The organism is Nonomuraea purpurea (assembly GCF_042650645.1).
GTDB lineage: Bacteria > Actinomycetota > Actinomycetes > Streptosporangiales > Streptosporangiaceae > Nonomuraea > Nonomuraea purpurea.
Genome location: NZ_JBHSBI010000012.1, coordinates 22,114 through 41,327 on the forward strand (window position 1 = coordinate 22,114; position 19,214 = coordinate 41,327).

Below are 19,214 nucleotides of genomic sequence, written 5' to 3' on the forward strand. Positions count from 1 at the left end.
GTTCTGTAACATCATGGCAAAGCGCCCAGTCCAGTCACCATCAAAGGTTGTACGTGTCAGACGATTCTGCTAAGGCGAGTCGCGCGGGGTTCAAGCTCGCGCGCGGGGTCACCCCCTGGTTTCTCCCGACGGCGGCCGCTGCGGCCGCCACGGCGCTGCTGACGCGCCGGGACCGGCGATGGGCGCTCGCGGCGGTGCCGCTGAGCGCGCTCACCGGAGGAATGCTCTGGTTCTTTCGCGACCCCGACCGCACCCCTGGTGAGGGGCGCATCCTGTCGCCCGCCGACGGTGTGGTGCAGAGCATCGACCCCTGGCGTGACGGCCGCACCAGGGTCGCGATCTTCATGAGCCCGCTGAACGTCCACGTCAACCGTGCCCCCCTTGCGGGAAATGTCGCATCCGTGCAGCATGTGCCAGGTGGGTTCCTGCCGGCGTTCAACAAGGACAGCGATCAGAACGAACGCGTGGTGTGGCATTTCGAGACCGCGCTGGGCGACATCGAGATGGTGCAGATCGCGGGCGCGGTGGCGCGCAGGATCGTGCCGTACATAAGCTCTGGCGCGAAGGTTGAGCAGGCTGAGCGGATCGGGCTCATCAGGTTCGGTTCGCGGGTCGATCTCTACCTTCCGGAAGGGATTTCTCCCGCGGTGTCCGTGGGGGAGAAGATGGTTGCGGGGGTGACCAGAATTGACCGCGGCTGACGCCGGCAGTTGGCAGGCGGACGAGGAAGAGCCTCGGGGTCCCGTCGGCAAGGCCTTCCGTCTGTCGGCCGCCGACTCGCTCTCGCTGGGCAACGCGGTCTGCGGCTTTCTCGCGGTGTGCGTCCTGGCGTACTCCGCCATCCAGCAGTTGCAGGTCGACGGTGGCCGGTTCACACCGGCGCCCAGTTATTTCGCTACCGCCATCGTGCTGTTGCTCATCGGCGCGACGTGCGATCTGTTCGACGGCCTCGTCGCGCGGCGCTTCCGCGCGTCCGCGATGGGCGCCGAACTCGACAATCTGGCCGATGTCATCAGCTTCGGGTTCGCGCCCGCGTTCATGGTCGTGATCTGGGGCGGGTTCACCGATCAGGTACCGTTCCCCGCCGTGGTGTCCGCGGCCGCCGCCGTGCTGGTGGCGGGGGTCGTCCGGCTGGCCAGGTTCGCCTGCGTCAAGACCAAGAGCGGCGACTTCATGGGCCTGCCCATTCCCATGGGCGCCATGACGGTGATCTCCATCGTGCTGCTGTTCCAGCCCAGCATCTGGTCGTTGCTGGCCGTGCTCGGCGTGGCGTGGCTGATGGTCAGCCGCATCGAGTACCCCAAGCCGAAGGGGCAACTCGCCGCGGTCGTGCTCGGCTGGATCTTGGTGAACGTGGCGTTCCTGACCTTCTGGGTCGCCTGGCCTGAAGGCGGCGACCTGCCGATCAAGATCGGTGCGACCATGCAGATCGCGCTGGTGGCGGCGATTCCGCTGCGGGTGCTGTTCTACAAGCGCGAGCAGCGGCGCGAAGCCGAACGCATCAGCAGCATCAGCAATTGATGGGATTTTTCATCTTTCTTCGGCTTTGATGAAGCCATGTCGGCCGGGTCGCGCGAACACACGCGCAGGTACTTTCTCGGCGCCGGCCACGGAGTTGGAGCAACGCGGGTTGACGGTCAGCCTCAGAGCGTCCCCGCCCGCGTTGCGCGTCGGCGATCCCGAGACGCTCATGCCGGCCGGGACCGTTGATCCGGGCACGCATCGCCCTCTTCTGGGCTGAAGTCGGCTGGGTTGGGACGTTTGAGCGCGCGGACATAGGAGCAGGCGCGCTGGGTGGGAGTGTGTGGCGGTCCAGCGTGCCGCAGAGGCGCCGGCGGCGTGAAATGCCGGGTTCGAGCGCAGCGCAGGGGCGCTCGGATACGGCCGGACGGCGTCTCGGCGCGGGACGCTGGATGCGAGTGCGGCGGGTGTTCCTACCAGCCGCGGGCCTTCCAATCGGAGAGGGACGGGCGTTCGGCACCCAGGGTGGTGTCCTTGCCGTGGCCCGGGTACACCCACGTCTCGTCGGGCAGGCGGTTGAAGACGCGTTCGACGACGTCGTTGTAGAGCTGGGCGAAGCGCTCCGGGTCCTTCCAGGTGTTGCCGACGCCGCCGGGGAACAGGGAGTCGCCGGTGAACAGGTGGTGGCCCGCCTCGCCGCCGTCATACAGCAGGGCGATCGAGCCGGGCGTGTGACCGCGCAGGTGGATGACCTCCAGCGTGATGCCGCCGAACTCGATCGTGTCGCCGTGCTCGACCGTGCGGTCGGCCGGGAGCGGGAGGGCGGGCGCGTCGAGCGGGTGGGCGACGACCTGCGCGCCCGTGACCTTGGCCACCTGTTCGAGGGCCTGCCAGTGGTCGCCGTGCTGGTGCGTCGTGACGATCGCGCCGACCGGCTCGTCGGAGATCAGGGCCAGCAGACGGTCGGAGTCGGCGGCCGCGTCGATGAGCAGGCCCTGGCCGGTTTCGGTGGAACGCAGCAGATAGGCGTTGTTGTCGTACGGGCCGACGGCGAGTTTGCAGATCGTGAGCGCGGGCAGCTCACGCACGTCGGCGGGACCGCCGACCTGGACGTCACCTGTGTAGGTCATGGATAGTCCTTCGGGGGCGTCGTGGGCAGATCAGCGGGAGCCGGCATCGTCAGCCACGGCGGCGGCTCTGGAAGCCCTGCGCCGCCGGAGATCTGCGTGAACGACCGGCCCATGGTCACCAGATTAACGCCCTCGCCGTGCGACCTGCCGCTCAGCCAGGCCAGCATGTCGCACGGCGTGCCCTCGACGGCGGGGCCGGTGCCCAGGTCGCCCCATCTGGTGAGGGTTTGGCCGGAGGTCCGCTTGATCACGACCTCGCTCAGTGGGCCGCGGCCACGAGGCCAGCAGGCGAAGGTGTCGTGGAGTTCGCGCAGGACGAACGGCTCCGGCCAGTCGGCGGGGCCGTATCCGGCGTCGAGGTCCACGTGGTGGACGCCGATCTCGCGCAGGCGGCGTATGAGCGCGTACCAGGCGGGATGGGGCGGCGGGCGCATGCCCTCCACGGACGCGGACCAGGCATGATCGGGCAGGTCGCGGATGGCCGCGGCCAGCCGGGCGGCGCCGGCCTCCAGATCGGTGAGGTGCCGGGCGGCTGAGTGGACGGCCGCGGCCTCGATCGCGGCGCTCCTGGCCGCCATGGAGGCGTACTGTGGGGTTCTGACGCCGGTCTTCGCCCAGGTCAGGAGGTTGACGTGGGAGGCGGCGCCCTGGGCGACGTGGGCGAGGACGTGGCCCCTGGTCCAGCCGGGAAGCAGGGACGGGACGGCGAGGTCGGCGTCGGAGAGGGTGGCGGCGGTGGCCAGGAGGCGGTTGGTGGCCGAGGCCAGCTCGGCCTGCAGCGCAGGCAGGACGGACATGTCTGGATTTTTCATCATTTAGGGTGTCCCTGGACTGGCGGGGGCATAGAACGGCAGGTCAACGGGTTGAGTGCTAAAGGCATCCTGCCTGGACGGGAGATGGCCGTAACCTGTGAGGGACGGATTTTCGGGGGCCGGGTAGCGGGTCGCCGAAATTGTCGGAGCCCCCGTCTACCATCCCCCGTGGACCTATCCGCCTTTCGACTTCCGGGATCACCGTGGCAGACCGCCTGATCGTGCGTGGAGCACGAGAACACAACCTCAAGGACGTCTCGCTGGACCTGCCGCGAGACGCGCTGATCGTCTTCACCGGCCTTTCCGGCTCGGGCAAGTCGAGCCTGGCCTTCGACACGATCTTCGCTGAGGGCCAGCGGCGCTACGTCGAGTCCCTGTCGGCGTACGCCCGCCAGTTTCTCGGGCAGATGGACAAGCCCGACGTCGACTTCATCGAGGGCCTGTCGCCCGCGGTGTCGATCGACCAGAAGGCCACCAGCAAGAACCCCCGCTCGACCGTCGGCACGATCACCGAGGTCTACGACTACCTGCGACTGCTGTGGGCGCGCATCGGCAAGCCGCACTGCCCGGTGTGCGCGCGTCCGATCGCCAGGCAGTCGCCGCAGCAGATCGTCGACCGCGTGATGGACCTTGAAGAGGGCACCCGCTTCCAGGTGCTCGCCCCGGTCATCAGGGGCCGCAAGGGCGAGTACGGTGAGCTGTTCCGTGAGCTGCAGACCAAGGGTTTCGCCCGGGCCAGGGTCGACGGCACCATCGTGCGGCTGGAGGAGCCGCCGACGCTGAAGAAGTACGAAAAGCACGACATCGAGGTCATCGTCGACCGCCTGTCGGTCAAGGAGTCGGCGCGGCGCAGGCTCACCGACTCGGTCGAGACGGCGTTGCAGCTGTCCGGCGGCACGATCACGCTGGAGTTCGTCGATCTTCCAGAGGACGACCCCAACCGTGAGCGCTTCTACTCCGAGCATCTTTACTGCCCCTACGACGACCTGTCGTTCGAGGAGCTGGAGCCGCGCTCGTTCTCCTTCAACTCCCCGTTCGGCGCCTGCCCCGAGTGCACGGGCCTGGGCACGAAAATGGAGGTGGACCCCGAGCTGGTGGTGCCCGATCCGGAGCGCACGCTCCGCGAGGGCGCGATCCACCCCTGGTCCGGCGGCCACACCAGCGACTACTTCGTCCGGCTGATCGAGGCGCTCGGCAACACGATCGGCTTCTCCCTCGACTCCCCGTGGGAGAAGTTGTCGAAAAAGGCGCAGAAAGCGCTGCTGTACGGCCACGACGAGCAGGTGCACGTCAGCTACGCCAACCGTTTCGGCAGGAAGCGCTCCTACTACACCACCTTCACGCCGGTCATCCCCTGGGTGCAGCGCCGGCACGCCGAGGCCGAGAGCGACGCCAGCCGCGAGCGGTTCGAGGGCTACATGCGGGAGATCCCGTGTCCCGCCTGCAAGGGGGCCAGGCTCAAGCCGGTCACCCTGGCGGTGACGGTGGCCGACAGGTCGATCGCCGAGGTCTCGTCCATGTCGATCGGCGAGTGCGCGAAGTTCCTCGGCGGGCTCAAGCTGTCCGACCGCGACATGCAGATCGCCGAGCAGGTCGTCAAGGAGATCAACGCCCGCCTGGGGTTCCTGCTCGACGTGGGCCTCGACTACCTGACCATGGACCGGGCCGCGGCGACCCTGGCCGGCGGCGAGGCGCAGCGCATCCGGCTGGCCACGCAGATCGGCTCCGGCCTGGTCGGCGTTCTCTACGTCCTGGACGAGCCGTCCATCGGGCTGCACCAGCGTGACAACATCCGGCTGCTGGAGACCCTGGTCAGGCTGCGCGACATGGGCAACACCCTGATCGTGGTCGAGCACGACGAGGACACGATCGCGGCCGCCGACTGGGTGGTCGACATCGGCCCCGGCGCGGGCGAGCACGGCGGCCAGGTCGTCGTGTCCGGTACCGTCCAGGACCTCCTGACCAGCGAGGGGTCGCTGACCGGGCAGTATCTGTCCGGACGCAAGAGCATCCCCATCCCCGCCAAACGCCGCAAGCGCGAGAAGAAGCGGCAGATCACGGTCAAGGGCGCGCGCGAGCACAACCTCAAGGGCGTCGACATCGAGTTCCCGCTCGGCGTGTTCACGGCGGTGACCGGCGTGTCGGGGTCCGGCAAGTCGACGCTGGTCAACGACATCCTCTACAACGCGCTGGCCAAAGAGCTCAACGGGGCGCGCACGGTGCCGGGGCGGCACGCCCGGATCAACGGCATGGACCAGGTCGACAAGGTCGTCCACGTCGACCAGTCGCCGATCGGGCGCACCCCGCGCTCCAACCCCGCCACCTACACCGGCGTGTTCGACCACATCCGCAAGCTGTTCGCGGCCACGACGGAGGCCAAGGTGCGCGGCTACCAGCCGGGGCGCTTCAGCTTCAACGTCAAGGGCGGGCGCTGCGAGGCGTGCTCGGGCGACGGCACCATCAAGATCGAGATGAACTTCCTGCCGGACGTCTACGTCCCCTGCGAGGTCTGCCACGGGGCCCGCTACAACCGGGAGACGCTGGAGGTCCACTACAAGGGCAAGACGATCTCCGAGGTCCTCGACATGCCGATCGAAGAGGCGCTGGGCTTCTTCGAGGCGATTCCCGCGATCAAGCGTCACCTGCAGACGCTCAACGACGTGGGGCTCGGCTACGTCCGGCTCGGACAGCCGGCCACCACGCTGTCCGGTGGTGAGGCGCAGCGCGTCAAGCTCGCCTCCGAACTGCAGCGGCGGCAGACCGGGCGGACGATCTACGTGCTCGACGAGCCCACGACCGGCCTGCACTTCGAGGACATCCGGCGGCTGCTGGGAGTGCTCGGACGGCTGGTCGACGGCGGCAACACGGTGATCGTCATCGAGCACAACCTCGACGTCATCAAGACGGCCGACTGGATCATCGACATGGGGCCCGAGGGCGGATCCCGCGGGGGGACCCTGGTGGCGTCCGGGACGCCGGAGGAGATCGCGCTGGTGGACGAGAGCCACACCGGGCGGTTCCTGCGGAAGATCCTGGAGTTCTGAGGGCTTGCGCGTGAGCTTGCGGCCCCCGCGCCGAATGGTGTGGGGGCCGCTGACCACCCGCTGACCGGACCGAGGGGTGCCGTCAATAAGGTTGGTACTCGGTTCACGGCCTGACCTGCAGGGGGTCGGCGGCGACGCGGAGGGTCGGCAAAACGATGACGGTTGAGGGGCGGGGCGCAGCCATGCCGGAAAACGGGGTCGGGCGGCGCGAGATGCTGGGGGCGGCCGGGGTCGCGGCCTGCGGGCTGGCGCTCGCGGGATGCGGCTCGGGCGACGCCAAGGCCCAGCCGAGTCTCAAGGGCAAGGTCATCGCCAAGACCGCCGACGTCCCCGTGGGCGGGGGCAAGCTGATCGAGGACCTGAAGGTCGTGGTGACGCAGCCCACGCAGGGCGTTTTCATGGCGTTCAGCTCGATCTGCACCCACAAGGGCTGTGCGGTCAGCACCCCCAAGGAGAACGTCATCAGGTGCGCCTGCCACGGCAGCGAGTTCGCCGCCGACAGCGGCCAGGCCACCAAGGGGCCCGCCACCGCGCCACTGGCCTCGTTCAAGATCAAGGTCGAGGGCGACGGCATCGTGGTGGTCTGAACGAGCAGAACCGGTAATTGTGCGTAATAACCCGGATTGGGCTCGGGCACGCTGAACCGGCGCGAGGGCGCTGGCCGTACCTGAAGGAGAACCAATCTGGGAGGACACATAATGACGGAAACGACGCGCCGCACGATGTTTCTCGGCGCAGGCGGCGCCGGGCTCGCGGCGGTCCTGACGGCGTGTGCGAGCTACAGCGTGCCGACGACGGAAGCCAGCGCCGAGCCGCCTTCGCAGGAGCCGTCGTCCGAGGCCCCTGCGGAGAAGGAGGAAGAGGCCGGATCGTCGGAAGCCAAGGCGCTCGCCGCCACCGCCGACATCCCTGAGGGCGGTGGCAAGGTCTTCGAGAAGGAGAAGATCGTGGTGACGCAGCCGACCGCGGGTGAGTTCAAGGCGTTCACGGCGGTCTGCACCCATCAGGGCTGCCTGGTCGCCACCGTCTCCAACAAGACGATCAACTGCCCGTGCCATGGCAGCAAGTTCAAGATCGACGACGGCTCCGTGGCGGGTGGGCCCGCGAGTTCGCCGCTCGAAGAGAAACAGATCACGGTGGACGGGGACAAGATTCGGCTTGCATAGGCCGCGTCTCATGATTTTCTCACCTACGTGCGGTTGGGTGAGCCCATGGGAGATGACCTTCGAAGCCGTCGTACCGTGTTCGCCGGCGTTGGTGCCGGTGGCCTGGCCCTGGCGATCAGCGCGTGCGGCGGCGGCAGCGACACCGCACAGACCTCGGGTGGCACAGAATCCGGCACGCCGGCCGGTGGGATGCTGGCCAAGACCGCCGACATTCCCGTCGGTGGCGGGACGATCTTCAAGGACCAGAAGATCGTGGTCACTCAGCCCACTTCCGGGCAGTTCAAGGCGTTCAGCGCGGTGTGCACGCACAACGGGTGCACGGTCGGCAGCGTCGAGAACGGAGTGATTGTCTGCCCGTGCCACAACAGCAAGTTCGGCATCGCCGACGGCGCGGTGACGGACGGGCCGGCCGACAAGCCACTGCCCGCGCAGAAGATCAAGGTCGACGGAGACCAGATCACACTCGCCTAGCCCCGACGGTCCGCAGCCGGGGTGGTTTCGGGCGTGGTGGGGGCTGGTGGTTCCGGGCTGTGCCGTGTCCGGCCGTTCCGCGCCGTTGGGCGTGAATGCCCTTGCTTCTTTACGCGCTGCCGTGGCCACCACCCGCCGCCGCTGGCTCGCCTCTGTCCAGGAAACGGCCGCTGACCGGTCAGTGGCGCGCCACCGTTACGGAGCGCAACGTGGGCCGGCTCGGTGGTTTCCGGTGGGCCGGCTTGGTGGTTCCTGGTGGGCCGGCCTGGTGGTTCCTGGTGGGCCGGCCTGGTGGTTCTTGGTGGGCTGGCCCCGTGGTTTTCGGTGGGCTGGGTATGTCAGTGCGGTCGCCGTGTCGGTGCCGGGTGCGTTGGCACGGCGGGCGAGCTTGTCGGTGTGGGCTACTAGGCTTTGAGTGTGGCGAGATCAGCGGGCAGCACCTTGAGTTTCCGGCCCCAACCGGGTTCGATCCCCGAGTCGCCGGGGGTCTATCGGTTCAGGGACGCGCACGGCCGTGTGATCTACGTGGGCAAGGCCAAGAGCCTGCGCCAGCGGCTCAACTCCTACTTCGCCGACTTCACCGCGCTCCACCCGCGCACCCAGTCGATGCTCAAGGCCGCCGCCGACGTCGACTGGACGGTCGTCGGCACCGAGGTCGAGGCGCTGCAGCTCGAATACTCCTGGATCAAGGAGTTCGACCCGCGCTTCAACGTCAAGTACCGCGACGACAAATCCTATCCCTACCTCGCCGTCACCATGGGCGAGGACTTCCCGCGTGTGCAGGTCATGCGGGGCGCCAAGCGCAAGGGCACGCGGTATTTCGGGCCCTATTCGCACGCCTGGGCCATTCGCGAGACCGTCGATCTGCTGCTGCGGGTCTTCCCCGTACGCACGTGCAGCGCGGGAGTGTTCAAGCGGGCCGGGCAGATCGGGCGGCCGTGCCTGCTCGGCTACATCGACAAGTGCTCGGCGCCCTGCGTCGGCCGGGTCACCCCCGAGGAGCACCGCCGGCTGGCGGAAGACTTCTGCGACTTCATGGCCGGCAACACCAGCCGCTTCATCAAGCGGCTGGAGAAGGAGATGCGCGAGGCCGCGGACGAGCAGGAGTATGAGCGCGCCGCCCGGCTCCGAGACGACATCCAGGCGTTGCAGCGGGCCCTGGAGAAGCAGGCGGTCGTGCTGGGCGAGGCCACCGACGCCGACGTGATCGCGCTGGCCGAGGATCCGCTCGAAGCCGCCGTTCAGGTCTTCTACGTGCGCGGCGGCCGCATCAGGGGCCAGCGCGGGTGGGTGGTCGACAAGGTCGAGGAGACCTCGCCGGGCGAGCTGGTCGAGCAGTTCCTCCTGCAGATGTATGCCGAGGCGAGCCCGGAAACGATGCCCCGCGAAGTGCTCGTGCCGGCTCTGCCGCCAGACAGCGAGGCGGTCGCCGAGTTGCTCACCGAGCAGCGCCGCACCCGCGTCGAGGTGCGTGTGCCGCAGCGTGGCGACAAGAAGTCGCTGATGGAGACCGTTGAACGCAACGCCAAGGAGTCGCTGGCCCAGCACAAGATCCGCCGGGCCGGTGACCTGACCATGCGCAGCAAGGCGCTGCAGGAGATCGCCGACGCGCTCGACCTCGACCAGGCGCCGCTGCGCGTCGAGTGCTACGACGTCTCTCACCTGCAGGGCGAGAACGTCGTGGCCTCGATGGTGGTGTTCGAGGACGGCCTGCCGCGCAAGAGCGAATACCGGCGCTTCGCCGTCAAGACCAAAGAGGGCGACGTCGCCTCGATCTACGAGGTGATCATGCGGCGGTTCCGCCGCTACCTGGAGGAACGCTCGGCGACCGGCGAGCTGACCGCCGAGGACGACGACGGCCGAGGGCCCATCGACCCCGAGACCGGCAAACCGCGCAAGTTCGCCTACCCGCCCAACCTGGTCGTCGTCGACGGCGCCGGGCCCCAGGCGGCGGCCGCCCAGCGGGCGCTCGACGAGCTCGGCATCGACGACGTGTCCGTGTGCGGGCTGGCCAAGCGGCTGGAGGAGGTGTGGCTGCCAGGCGACGATCAGCCGGTGATCATGCCTCGTTCAAGCGAAGGTCTCTACCTGCTGCAACGAGTGCGTGACGAGGCACACCGGTTCGCCATCACCTACCATCGTTCGAAGAGGTCCAAGGCGGTGAAGGAGAGCGTGCTCGACGACGTGCCCGGTCTCGGGCCGGCGCGCAGGCAGGCGCTGCTCAAACACTTCGGATCCGTGAAGAAGCTACGCGAGGCCACTGCCGCCGAGATCTGCGAGGTTCCCGGCATCGGCCCGTCCATCGCCGAGGTCATCGTGTCCACGCTGAAGGGAGAGTCACCGTGATCCCGCCAGGATGCCCAGGCGCCATGGCCGGGGGCGTGGCAGGACGAGCGGGGGATGCGATCGGCGCCGGGGATGGTCGCGGCGCTGGGCGTGGGGCTCGGGGTGCTCATGGTTGTGGGGTGCTCGGGCTCCGATGGGGTGGCGTGGTTCACGCGCCGATCGCCGAGGGGCACGGGTGCCGGTCGTCGGCGGGGGCCGGGGGTCGAGGGGGCTGCCGGCCGTCGGCGGGTGGTTACGGGTGTGCCGGGTCAGTGGCCGATGGCGCGTCGGTGGCCCGTACCGATGGAACGGGGTGTTGGGATCTTGGACGACGACCAAGGGAAGGCGCTGGGCGGGGAGGGCGCTGACATGAAGATCTTCGAAACCGGACCTGCGGACGGAGTGGGACGATGAGCACCGAGCCGGCGTTCGTCATCGTCACCGGCATGTCCGGGGCGGGACGCAGCACAGCGGCCAAGGCGCTTGAAGACCTTGGCTGGTTCGTGATCGACAATCTGCCGCCGGGGCTGCTGTTCGCCATGGCGGAGGAGGCGGGCAAGGTCAAGCTGGCCGCCGACAAGGTTGCGGCCGTCGTCGACGTGCGCAGCCTGGCGTTCACCACCGACCTCAACGCGGCCATCGAGGAGCTCGAAGGCCGCGGCGTACGGGTGCGGGTGGTGTTCCTGGAAGCCAGCGACGAGGAGCTGGTGCGCAGGTTCGAGAACGTGCGCAGGCCGCACCCGCTGCAGGGCGAGGGGCGGCTGGTCGACGGCATCACCAGGGAACGGGGGATCCTGCGTGAGGTTCGGGCCAACGCCGACCTGGTGATCGACACCTCGTCGCACAACGTCCACGAACTGCGCAACAAGATCGTCGCGTACTTCGGCGGGGAGGATCGGCCGGGGCTGCGGGTCAACGTGGTGTCGTTCGGGTTCAAATACGGGCTGCCGGTCGATGCCGATCTCGTCGTCGACTGCCGGTTCCTGCCCAACCCGCACTGGGTGCCCGAACTGCGGCCGATGAACGGGCTGGAGGCTCCGGTGCGCGACTACGTGCTGGGCCAGCCGGGGGCCAAGGAGTTCCTGGACGCCTACGAGGAGGTCCTGCAGGTCATCGCGGCCGGATACACGCGCGAGGGCAAGAGCTACGCCACGCTCGCGGTCGGGTGCACCGGAGGCAAGCACCGCAGCGTGGCCATGGCGGAGCAGGTCGCCGCCCGCCTGCGTGACCGCGGGATGGAGGTCCAGGTGAGTCACCGGGATGTGGGGCGGGAGTGACGGATGACGGCTTCGCGGAAGCGGCCTTGCCTGACCCGATAGCGGCTGGTCCGGGCGTCGACGCCCCGAGCCCGGCAGACCGGTCGCGCTCCGCCGTTCCTGATCGGGCTGACGTCGGCTCGGGCCGTGATCGGCCCGATGCCGGGCGAGTCCATGATCGGGCTGACGTCGGCTCAGGCCATGATCGGCCTGATGTCGGTCGCGTCCGGGGTGACGCCGGCTCGGGGCGTGTCCGTGACTCCGGTGTCGGAGATGGTCGGGGTGACGCCGGCTCGGGGCGTGTCCGTGACTCCGGTGTCGGAGATGGTCGGGATGACGTCGGTTCGGGGCTTGGGCCGCCTGATCTTGATGCGGGGCATGCCGGGGGGCTGGGGCTTGAGCGGCCCGGTCCCGAAATGGGGCGTGTCCGCGATGATGGTGGGTTGGAGGATGGCCGGGTTGATGCTGAGTTGAGCCGCGAGCGGAGTGACGGCTTGGGGCGTGACCAGCGTGACGCCGGGCCGGACAGTGAACGGGCCGGTGCCGGGTCGGCGCACGGCCAGATCGAGGCCGGGTCGGGCCGGGAGCGGGTTGATGTCAGGTTGAGCCACGATGATGGCTTCGGTGCGGGCTCGGCTTGGGCGACGTCGTCAGAGGCGGCCGGAGACGGGCTCGATGGCGGGTCGGCGCCGGCGGAACAAGCGGCGTACCCGAGCGTCGGATTCCAGGGGACCGGGCCGCGGGTGGTGGCGCTGGGCGGCGGGCATGGGTTGTTCGCGTCCCTGTCGGCCTTACGGATGGTGACCGATCGGCTGACCGCCGTGGTGACCGTCGCCGACGACGGCGGCTCCAGCGGACGGCTGCGGCGCGAGCTCGGCGTGCTCCCCCCTGGCGACCTGCGTATGGCGCTGGCCGCGCTGTGCGGTGACGACGAGTGGGGCAGCACCTGGAGCGAGGTCGTGCAGCACCGCTTCAGGAGCGAGGGCGAGCTGCACGGGCACGCCGTCGGCAACCTGCTGATCGTAGCCCTGTGGGAACTGCTCGGCGACCCCGTGGCCGGGCTCGACTGGGTCGGGCGGCTGCTGGGCGCGCACGGCAGGGTGCTGCCGATGGCCTCTGTGCCGCTCGACATCGTGGCCGAGGTGGAGCTCGACGGCGTCAGATCGACCGTAAGAGGACAGGTGGCGTGCGCGCTGACGCCCGGACGCGTGCAGGCCATCTCGCTGGTGCCCGAGGACCCGCCCGCCCGGCCGGAGGCGATCGCGGCGGTGCTGGAGGGCGACTGGGTGGTGTTCGGGCCCGGCTCGTGGTTCACCAGCGTGCTGCCGCACCTGAAAGTGCCCGAACTGGCCAGGGCGCTGCACAAGACCAGAGCCAAGCGGCTGGTAACCCTCAACCTGGCCCCCCAGCCGGGTGAGACCGACGACTTCTCCCCTCAGCAGCACTTGGAGGTGCTCCGGCAGCACGCGCCCGATTTGGCGATCGATGTCGTACTCGCCGACACAGGAGTGGTGGACGACCACGACGCGCTGAAGAAGGCCGCCGCGGCGCTCGGCGCGCGGCTCGTCCTGTCCGATGTGGCCGCCGCTGACGGCTCGCCGAGGCATGACCCACGACGTCTTGCCTCCGTCCTTGACGAGATTTTCCTCCAGAAGCGTTGATCCTGGTCGGCGTGGCGCGAAGGTGCGAGAGACTGACGAGAGCCGGTCTGACTGGGGGAGAGGACTAACGCATGGCGATGACAGGTGTGGTGAAAGACGAGCTGAGCCGCCTGCCGGTGCTGAAGCCGTGCTGCCGCAAGGCGGAGGTTTCGACGCTGCTGCGGTTCGCCAGCGGCCTGCACCTGGTGGGCGGGCGGATCGTCATCGAGGCCGAACTCGACACCAACGCCACCGCGCGGCGGCTGATCAAGGACATCGGGGAGGTGTTCGGCCACAAGGCCGAGGTGCTCGTGCTGGCGCCCGCCGGGCTGCGCAAGGGCTCGCGCTACGTGGTGCGCGTCTACCGCGACGGTGAGGCGCTGGCCCGCCAGACGGGCCTGATCGACAACCACGGCCGTCCCGTACGCGGGCTGCCCCGCCAGGTGGTGGCGGGGGCCTCCTGCGACGCGGAGGCCGCCTGGCGCGGCGCGTTCCTGGCGCACGGGTCGCTGACCGAGCCGGGGCGTTCGATGTCGCTCGAGGTCACCTGCCCGGGGCCGGAGGCGGCGCTGGCCCTGGTCGGGTCGGCGCGGCGGCTGAAGATCCACGCCAAGGCGCGCGAGGTGCGCGGCGTGGACCGGGTCGTGGTGCGCGACGGCGACGCCATCAGCGCGCTGCTCACCCGGCTCGGGGCGCACGACAGCGTGCTCGCCTGGGAAGAGCGGCGGATGCGGCGCGAGGTGCGGGCCACCGCCAACCGGCTGGCCAACTTCGACGACGCCAACCTGCGCCGCTCCGCGCGGGCCGCGGTGGCGGCGGGGGCGCGGGTGCAGCGGGCGCTGGAGATTCTCGGGGACGAGGCGCCTGACCATCTGGTGGTGGCGGGGCGGCTGCGGGTGGAGCACAAGCAGGCATCTCTGGAGGAACTGGGGCAGATCGCCGATCCGCCGCTGACCAAGGACGCCATCGCGGGCCGCATCCGACGGCTGCTCGCCATGGCCGACAAACGCGCCTCCGACCTGGGGATCCCCAACACCGAAGCGAACCTCACCGTCGACATGCTCGCCCCCTGACGGCTTGTGGTGCTCGCCGTGTGGGGCTTTCCCGTTCCATCTTGTACGGCGGAGCCAACGTCACCGCACGCGCCGACGTTGGTTTCCGTCTGTCATGGCCGGTCGTGAAGGCTCACGGCTTCTCGCCGTGACGAGCGCAACGTTGGCTCGGCTCCGTGGTTCGGCTCGGCCCTGGCCGCGAACATTGGTTCGATGGCCGGGGCCCGGCCGGAGGGGCGATTGGGTGGGGCCGTTGGGGGTTCGGCACCTGCGGTGACGGCCCTCTCTCGGCTGGGCCGGAGGGGCCTCAGGGCGTTCTGGCACAGGTGATCCCAGCGGTGGGCCGCTGTGTGTGGCTTCGGTGTGCGTTAGGGTCCGTGAGGGATTGGCGGCCGGATCGGGGCGGGCGCGCGGTTAGTCTCCTGTGGGGTTGCGGGGGGTGAAGAGGTCGGTTGTTGGTTTTGGGGTTGGGGCCTGGGCGGGTTCGAAGGGGGCCCGGTACTCGGGTTCCTTCGCCTGCTTCTCCTCCGCTTGGGCCGCCTCGGCTGCGGCGCGCTGCCTGCGGCGTACCCGGAGCACCCGGAGGGTGACCAGGATGAGGGCGGCCAGGGTCGCCACGGCGATGCAGAGCCAGGTCGTCCACGTCTTCGCCAGCACGTCCTGGTACAGGGACGGCGCGTAGGGGAGGCCTGTCAGGAAGTTGTCGAGGGTGACGACGGTGAGGTCGGCGGGGCTCTCCTCGCCGGGTGGCGTGCGCAGCCCCACGCCCTTCATGATCGAGATCCCGAGGATCTGGCCGGCCATCACCGCCCCGCCGGCGTAGATGGCCGCGACGGGGATCAGGACGAAGCTGCGCGGGCGCACCACGCTGATGGCGAAGGAGACCAGGGCGGCCATCGCGAGCGACACGGCCAGCAAGAGGGGGAAACCGTTGCCGAACGTCGTGATGGCCGCGGGCATGCGCAGCTGGAAGAGGATGGCCACCCCTAGCGCGGCCGCGCAGATGAGCGCCGCCAGGAGTCCGGTGATCAGCCCGGCCAGTAGCCCTGACCTGTTATGTGACATCTCAGCCCCCAGAGAATCACGAATTTACTCCGATGAGTCGGGCACTTTACTCGAACCTCGCAAAAGGTGTCGCCCGAACTGCGATTCACGGCACGGGGGCTGCAGTGGTCTAAACCAATTTGGGTCCGATAAGGTTCGTGGTTGAGGTTTCAGCCCGCCATCTGGTTTCGAGGAGATCGGTTCCCGTGAGCATCCGCGTAGGCGTCAACGGCTTCGGCCGCATCGGTCGCAACTTCTGGCGCGCTGTCGCCGCCAGCGGCAAGGACATCGAGATCGTCGCGGTCAACGATCTGACCGACAACGCGACGCTCGCGCATCTGCTGAAGTACGACAGCATCCTGGGCCGCCTGCCGTATGAGGTGAAGGCCACGAGCGACGAGATCACCGTCGACGGCAAGGCGATCAAGGTGTTCGAGGAGCGCGACCCGGGCAAGCTGCCCTGGGGCGACCTCGGCGTCGACGTGGTCCTGGAGTCCACGGGCCTGTTCACCGACGCCACCAAGGCCAAGGCGCACGCCGACAACGGCGCGAAGAAGGTCATCATCTCCGCCCCGGCGAAGAACGAGGACGTGACGGTCGTCATGGGCGTCAACGACAGCGCCTACGACCCGGCCAAGCACACGATCATCTCCAACGCCTCCTGCACCACCAACTGCCTGGCCCCGATGGCCAAGGTCATCCACGACGCCTTCACCATCGAGAAGGGTCTGATGACCACCATCCACGCCTACACGCAGGACCAGAACCTGCAGGACGGCCCGCACAAGGACCTGCGCCGCGCCCGCGCCGCCGCGCTCAACGTGGTGCCCACCTCCACCGGCGCGGCCAAGGCCATCGGCCTGGTGCTGCCCGAACTCAAGGGCAAGCTCGACGGCTTCGCCATGCGCGTGCCGATCCCCACCGGCTCGGCCACCGACCTCACCGTCGACCTCAGCCGCGACGTCACCGTCGAGGAGGTCAACGCCGCGGTCAAGGCCGCCGCCGAGGGGCCGCTCAAGGGCATCCTCACCTACACCGAGGACGAGATCGTCTCCTCCGACATCGTCACCGACCCGGCCTCCTGCATCTTCGACGCCGGGCTGACCAAGGTCATCGGCAACCAGGTCAAGGTCGTCGGCTGGTACGACAACGAGTGGGGCTACTCCAACCGCCTCGCCGACCTGATCGAGCTGGTCGGCCGCGACCTCTGACGCCGGCCGCCCCCGCGCCCGCAGGCGTGGGGGCGTCGGACGAGCGAGCCCGCCTCCATGGAGTGGAGGCCATGAACACAGCACTGCCGTCGTCTGGCGGAGCGGCGGGAACGCGGCGATCACAGCGGCGACCGCAGCGGGGAAGGCGGCGGCAGATGGCTACCGAGCTCGCCTCACGGAGTGAGGCCATGAAGACAGCGGGAGCATGAGCATGCGCACGCTCGACGATCTCGACGTGAAGGGGCGGCGCGTGCTCGTGCGCGCCGACCTGAACGTCCCCCTCGACGGGGAGACGATCACCGACGACGGCCGCATCCGGGCGTCGGTGCCGACGATCAAGACCCTGGTCGACCGGGGCGCGCAGGTCGTCGTCTGCGCCCACCTGGGCCGGCCCAAGGGCAAGGTCGACCAGAAGTACTCGCTCAAGCCGGTCGCCGTGCGGCTCGGCGAGCTGCTCGGCCAGGACGTGGCGTTCGCCGCCGACGTGGTGGGCGACAGCGCGCGGAGCACGGTCGAATCGCTCCAGGAGGGCCAGGTCGCCCTGCTGGAGAACCTCCGGTTCGAGCCGGGCGAGGAGTCCAAGGACGACGCCGTGCGGGGCGAGTTCGCGCGGAAGCTGGCCGGGCTGGCCGAGCTCTACGTGGGCGACGGGTTCGGTGCGGTGCACCGCAAGCACGCCAGCGTCTACGACGTGCCCGAGCTGCTGCCGCACGCGGCGGGCGGGCTCGTCGTGGCCGAGGTCGACGTGCTGAGGAAGCTGACCAAGAGTCCTGAGCGGCCGTATGTGGTGGTGCTGGGCGGCGCCAAGGTCTCCGACAAGCTCGGCGTCATCGCCAACCTGCTGACCAAGGTCGACAGGCTGCTGATCGGCGGCGGGATGGCGTATACGTTCCTGAAGGCCCAGGGCCACGAGGTGGGCAGGTCGCTGCTCCAAGACGACCAGCTCGACCAGGTGCGCGGCTTCCTCAACGAGGCCGCCCAGCGCGGCGTCGACCTCGTCCTGCCCGTCGACGTGCTGGCGGCGGTCACGTTCGCGTCCGACGCCGAGCACGACGTGGTGGACGCCACGGCGATCCCGGCCGACCGCGAGGGGCTCGACATCGGGCCCAAGACGCGCGAGCTGTTCGCCTCGAAGCTGGCCGACGCCAGGACCGTCTTCTGGAACGGGCCCATGGGCGTGTTCGAGTTCGACGCGTTCTCCGGCGGCACCAGGGCGGTGGCCGAGGCGCTGGTCGCCTCCGACGCCTTCACCGTGGTCGGCGGCGGCGATTCGGCGGCGGCCGTGCGCCGGCTGGAACTTCCCGAGGACGGCTTCTCGCACATCTCCACCGGTGGCGGGGCCAGTCTCGAATACCTTGAGGGCAAGGCCCTCCCCGGACTCGCGGCCCTGGAGGACTGAGGTGACACGGGAGCAGACCCGATGTGGCGGAAAGACGATGGAGCAGGCGCTGCGCGGCGCGGACGAGAGGCTGGTGAGCGGCCGATGAGCACCCGCAAGCCGCTCATCGCCGGCAACTGGAAGATGAACCTCAACCACCTCGAGGCCATCGCGCTGGTCCAGAAGCTGGCCTTCGCGCTCAACGACAAGGACTTCGACCGGGTCGAGGTCGCGGTCCTGCCGCCCTTCACCGACCTGCGCAGCGTCCAGACGCTCGTCGACGGCGACAAGCTCAGGATCGTGTATGGCGCCCAGGACCTGTCGCAGCACGAGGGCGGCGCCTACACCGGAGAGATCTCGGGCGCCATGCTGGCCAAGCTGAACTGCACCTATGCCGTGATCGGCCACTCCGAGCGGCGGCAGTACCACCGCGAGGAAGACGACCTGGTCAACGCCAAGGTGAGGGCCGCCTACCGGCACTCGCTCACGCCGATCCTGTGCGTGGGCGAAGGCCTGGAAGTACGCCAAGAAGGCGCCCATATCGCGCACAGTCTCGGCCAACTTGACGGGGCGCTGCGCAAAATCACCGCCGAACAGGCAAAATCGATAGTGGTGGCCTACGAGCCGGTGTGGGCGATCGGCACCGGCGAGGTGGCCACCCCCGAGGACGCCCAGGAGGTCTGCGGGGCTTTGCGAGTCAGACTCGCTGAGCTCTATGACACCGAAGTGGCCTCGGCGGTCCGTATCCTTTACGGTGGCTCGGTCAAGTCAGGGAATATCGCAGGGATCATGGCTCAGCCGGATGTCGACGGCGCGCTCGTGGGCGGTGCCAGCATCGACGCCGCGGAGTTCACGAAGATCTGCCGTTTCTCCGATATGCCAGGCTAACTCAGCCGTTCTGGGGGTGCGACTTGACACCAGGCCGTACCCTCAAGAGGCAAGTTTGAATCGTCACGCGTAACAGAGCATTGAAGGAACAGGCATACCGTGGAAATCGGAATCTCCATCGCCCTCATCCTGGCGAGTGGTCTCATGATCCTGCTCGTGCTGCTCCACAAGGGCAAGGGTGGTGGCCTATCTGACATGTTCGGCGGCGGGTTCTCGTCGAACTTCGGTGGTTCCTCGGTGGTGGAGCGAAACCTCGACCGGCTGACCGTCATCACGGGCACGGTCTGGTTCGTCTGCATCATCGCTCTCGGCCTGCTCATGAAGCCCTGAGCAACA

The 19,214-nt window shown here is 68.8% G+C and carries 18 protein-coding genes; 14 read left to right on the forward strand and 4 right to left on the reverse strand.

The annotated features are described in order from the left end of the window. The first annotated feature begins 53 nt into the window (after positions 1 to 53). Entirely contained in the window at positions 54 to 701 is a 648-nt protein-coding gene (locus ACFOY2_RS23715; protein ID WP_379530278.1) for a phosphatidylserine decarboxylase, read from the forward strand. Further along, positions 688 to 1,521 (forward strand): CDP-diacylglycerol--serine O-phosphatidyltransferase, encoded by an 834-nt coding sequence (pssA, locus tag ACFOY2_RS23720; RefSeq protein ID WP_357812333.1) that lies wholly within the window; start codon positions 688 to 690, stop codon positions 1,519 to 1,521. Before ACFOY2_RS23715 ends, pssA begins: the two co-directional genes overlap by 14 nt. 413 nt (positions 1,522 to 1,934) lie before the next feature. Here pssA and ACFOY2_RS23725 read toward each other — a convergent pair whose 3' ends face one another. After that, positions 1,935 to 2,591 (reverse strand): MBL fold metallo-hydrolase, encoded by a 657-nt coding sequence (locus ACFOY2_RS23725; protein WP_379530279.1) that lies wholly within the window; start codon positions 2,589 to 2,591, stop codon positions 1,935 to 1,937. After that, positions 2,588 to 3,388: a maleylpyruvate isomerase family mycothiol-dependent enzyme gene (locus ACFOY2_RS23730; protein WP_379530280.1), complete on the reverse strand. Its 801-nt coding sequence runs from the start codon at positions 3,386 to 3,388 to the stop codon at positions 2,588 to 2,590. Before ACFOY2_RS23730 ends, ACFOY2_RS23725 begins: the two co-directional genes overlap by 4 nt. A gap of 218 nt (positions 3,389 to 3,606) precedes the next feature. Here ACFOY2_RS23730 and uvrA point away from each other — a divergent pair, with 218 nt between their 5' ends. From uvrA to rapZ, 6 genes are all read left to right on the forward strand, one after another. Beyond that, positions 3,607 to 6,447 (forward strand): excinuclease ABC subunit UvrA, encoded by a 2,841-nt coding sequence (uvrA, locus tag ACFOY2_RS23735; protein WP_379530281.1) that lies wholly within the window; start codon positions 3,607 to 3,609, stop codon positions 6,445 to 6,447. Positions 6,448 to 6,629: 182 nt separating this feature from the next. Beyond that, on the forward strand, positions 6,630 to 7,034 hold the full coding sequence (locus tag ACFOY2_RS23740) for a Rieske (2Fe-2S) protein (protein ID WP_379530282.1): 405 nt from the start codon (positions 6,630 to 6,632) through the stop codon (positions 7,032 to 7,034). 111 nt (positions 7,035 to 7,145) lie between these two features. Further along, positions 7,146 to 7,613 (forward strand): Rieske (2Fe-2S) protein, encoded by a 468-nt coding sequence (locus ACFOY2_RS23745; protein ID WP_379530283.1) that lies wholly within the window; start codon positions 7,146 to 7,148, stop codon positions 7,611 to 7,613. 45 nt (positions 7,614 to 7,658) lie between these two features. Next, entirely contained in the window at positions 7,659 to 8,084 is a 426-nt protein-coding gene (locus tag ACFOY2_RS23750; RefSeq protein ID WP_379530284.1) for a Rieske (2Fe-2S) protein, read from the forward strand. A gap of 441 nt (positions 8,085 to 8,525) precedes the next feature. Continuing rightward, positions 8,526 to 10,430, forward strand: a complete 1,905-nt coding sequence (uvrC, locus tag ACFOY2_RS23755; protein ID WP_379530526.1) for an excinuclease ABC subunit UvrC — start codon at positions 8,526 to 8,528, stop codon at positions 10,428 to 10,430. Positions 10,431 to 10,819: 389 nt separating this feature from the next. Continuing rightward, on the forward strand, positions 10,820 to 11,686 hold the full coding sequence (gene rapZ / locus ACFOY2_RS23760) for an RNase adapter RapZ (protein ID WP_357812348.1): 867 nt from the start codon (positions 10,820 to 10,822) through the stop codon (positions 11,684 to 11,686). A 173-nt stretch (positions 11,687 to 11,859) separates the two neighbouring features. On the opposite strand, the gene ACFOY2_RS23765 is transcribed toward rapZ, so the two are convergent. Beyond that, positions 11,860 to 12,276 (reverse strand): hypothetical protein, encoded by a 417-nt coding sequence (locus tag ACFOY2_RS23765; RefSeq protein WP_379530285.1) that lies wholly within the window; start codon positions 12,274 to 12,276, stop codon positions 11,860 to 11,862. 132 nt (positions 12,277 to 12,408) lie between these two features. On the opposite strand from ACFOY2_RS23765, the gene ACFOY2_RS23770 reads away from it, so the two are divergent. Continuing rightward, positions 12,409 to 13,326, forward strand: a complete 918-nt coding sequence (locus ACFOY2_RS23770; RefSeq protein WP_379530527.1) for a gluconeogenesis factor YvcK family protein — start codon at positions 12,409 to 12,411, stop codon at positions 13,324 to 13,326. Positions 13,327 to 13,397: 71 nt separating this feature from the next. Beyond that, entirely contained in the window at positions 13,398 to 14,378 is a 981-nt protein-coding gene (whiA, locus tag ACFOY2_RS23775) for a DNA-binding protein WhiA (RefSeq protein ID WP_113703955.1), read from the forward strand. A 393-nt stretch (positions 14,379 to 14,771) separates the two neighbouring features. Here the strand turns inward: whiA and ACFOY2_RS23780 are convergent, their stop codons facing one another. Beyond that, a complete protein-coding gene (locus ACFOY2_RS23780) occupies positions 14,772 to 15,422 on the reverse strand; it encodes a hypothetical protein (RefSeq protein WP_379530286.1) in 651 nt (216 codons plus the stop codon). A gap of 185 nt (positions 15,423 to 15,607) precedes the next feature. On the opposite strand from ACFOY2_RS23780, the gene gap reads away from it, so the two are divergent. From gap to secG, 4 genes are all read left to right on the forward strand, one after another. After that, positions 15,608 to 16,612 carry a type I glyceraldehyde-3-phosphate dehydrogenase gene (gap, locus tag ACFOY2_RS23785; protein WP_379530287.1) on the forward strand — a complete coding sequence of 335 codons (1,005 nt, stop codon included), beginning with the start codon at positions 15,608 to 15,610 and terminating at the stop codon, positions 16,610 to 16,612. Between the two features lie 211 nt (positions 16,613 to 16,823). Next, entirely contained in the window at positions 16,824 to 18,011 is a 1,188-nt protein-coding gene (locus ACFOY2_RS23790) for a phosphoglycerate kinase (RefSeq protein ID WP_379530288.1), read from the forward strand. Positions 18,012 to 18,095: 84 nt separating this feature from the next. Continuing rightward, entirely contained in the window at positions 18,096 to 18,878 is a 783-nt protein-coding gene (gene tpiA, locus ACFOY2_RS23795; RefSeq protein WP_379530289.1) for a triose-phosphate isomerase, read from the forward strand. Positions 18,879 to 18,977: 99 nt separating this feature from the next. Further along, complete coding sequence (secG, locus tag ACFOY2_RS23800) at positions 18,978 to 19,208, forward strand: preprotein translocase subunit SecG (protein WP_360709283.1); 231 nt, start codon at positions 18,978 to 18,980, stop codon at positions 19,206 to 19,208. Positions 19,209 to 19,214 lie beyond the last annotated feature (6 nt).

Bases quoted from the DNA above. Each gene is read 5' to 3' on its own strand.
- ACFOY2_RS23725 (WP_379530279.1), bottom strand. From the start codon at position 2,591: ATGACCTACACAGGTGACGTCCAGGTCGGCGGTCCCGCCGACGTGCGT.
- ACFOY2_RS23730 (WP_379530280.1), bottom strand. From the start codon at position 3,388: ATGTCCGTCCTGCCTGCGCTGCAGGCCGAGCTGGCCTCGGCCACCAAC.
- ACFOY2_RS23740 (WP_379530282.1), top strand. From the start codon at position 6,630: ATGCCGGAAAACGGGGTCGGGCGGCGCGAGATGCTGGGGGCGGCCGGG.
- ACFOY2_RS23745 (WP_379530283.1), top strand. From the start codon at position 7,146: ATGACGGAAACGACGCGCCGCACGATGTTTCTCGGCGCAGGCGGCGCC.
- ACFOY2_RS23750 (WP_379530284.1), top strand. From the start codon at position 7,659: ATGGGAGATGACCTTCGAAGCCGTCGTACCGTGTTCGCCGGCGTTGGT.
- rapZ (WP_357812348.1), top strand. From the start codon at position 10,820: ATGAGCACCGAGCCGGCGTTCGTCATCGTCACCGGCATGTCCGGGGCG.
- whiA (WP_113703955.1), top strand. From the start codon at position 13,398: ATGGCGATGACAGGTGTGGTGAAAGACGAGCTGAGCCGCCTGCCGGTG.
- ACFOY2_RS23780 (WP_379530286.1), bottom strand. From the start codon at position 15,422: ATGTCACATAACAGGTCAGGGCTACTGGCCGGGCTGATCACCGGACTC.
- ACFOY2_RS23790 (WP_379530288.1), top strand. From the start codon at position 16,824: ATGCGCACGCTCGACGATCTCGACGTGAAGGGGCGGCGCGTGCTCGTG.
- tpiA (WP_379530289.1), top strand. From the start codon at position 18,096: ATGAGCACCCGCAAGCCGCTCATCGCCGGCAACTGGAAGATGAACCTC.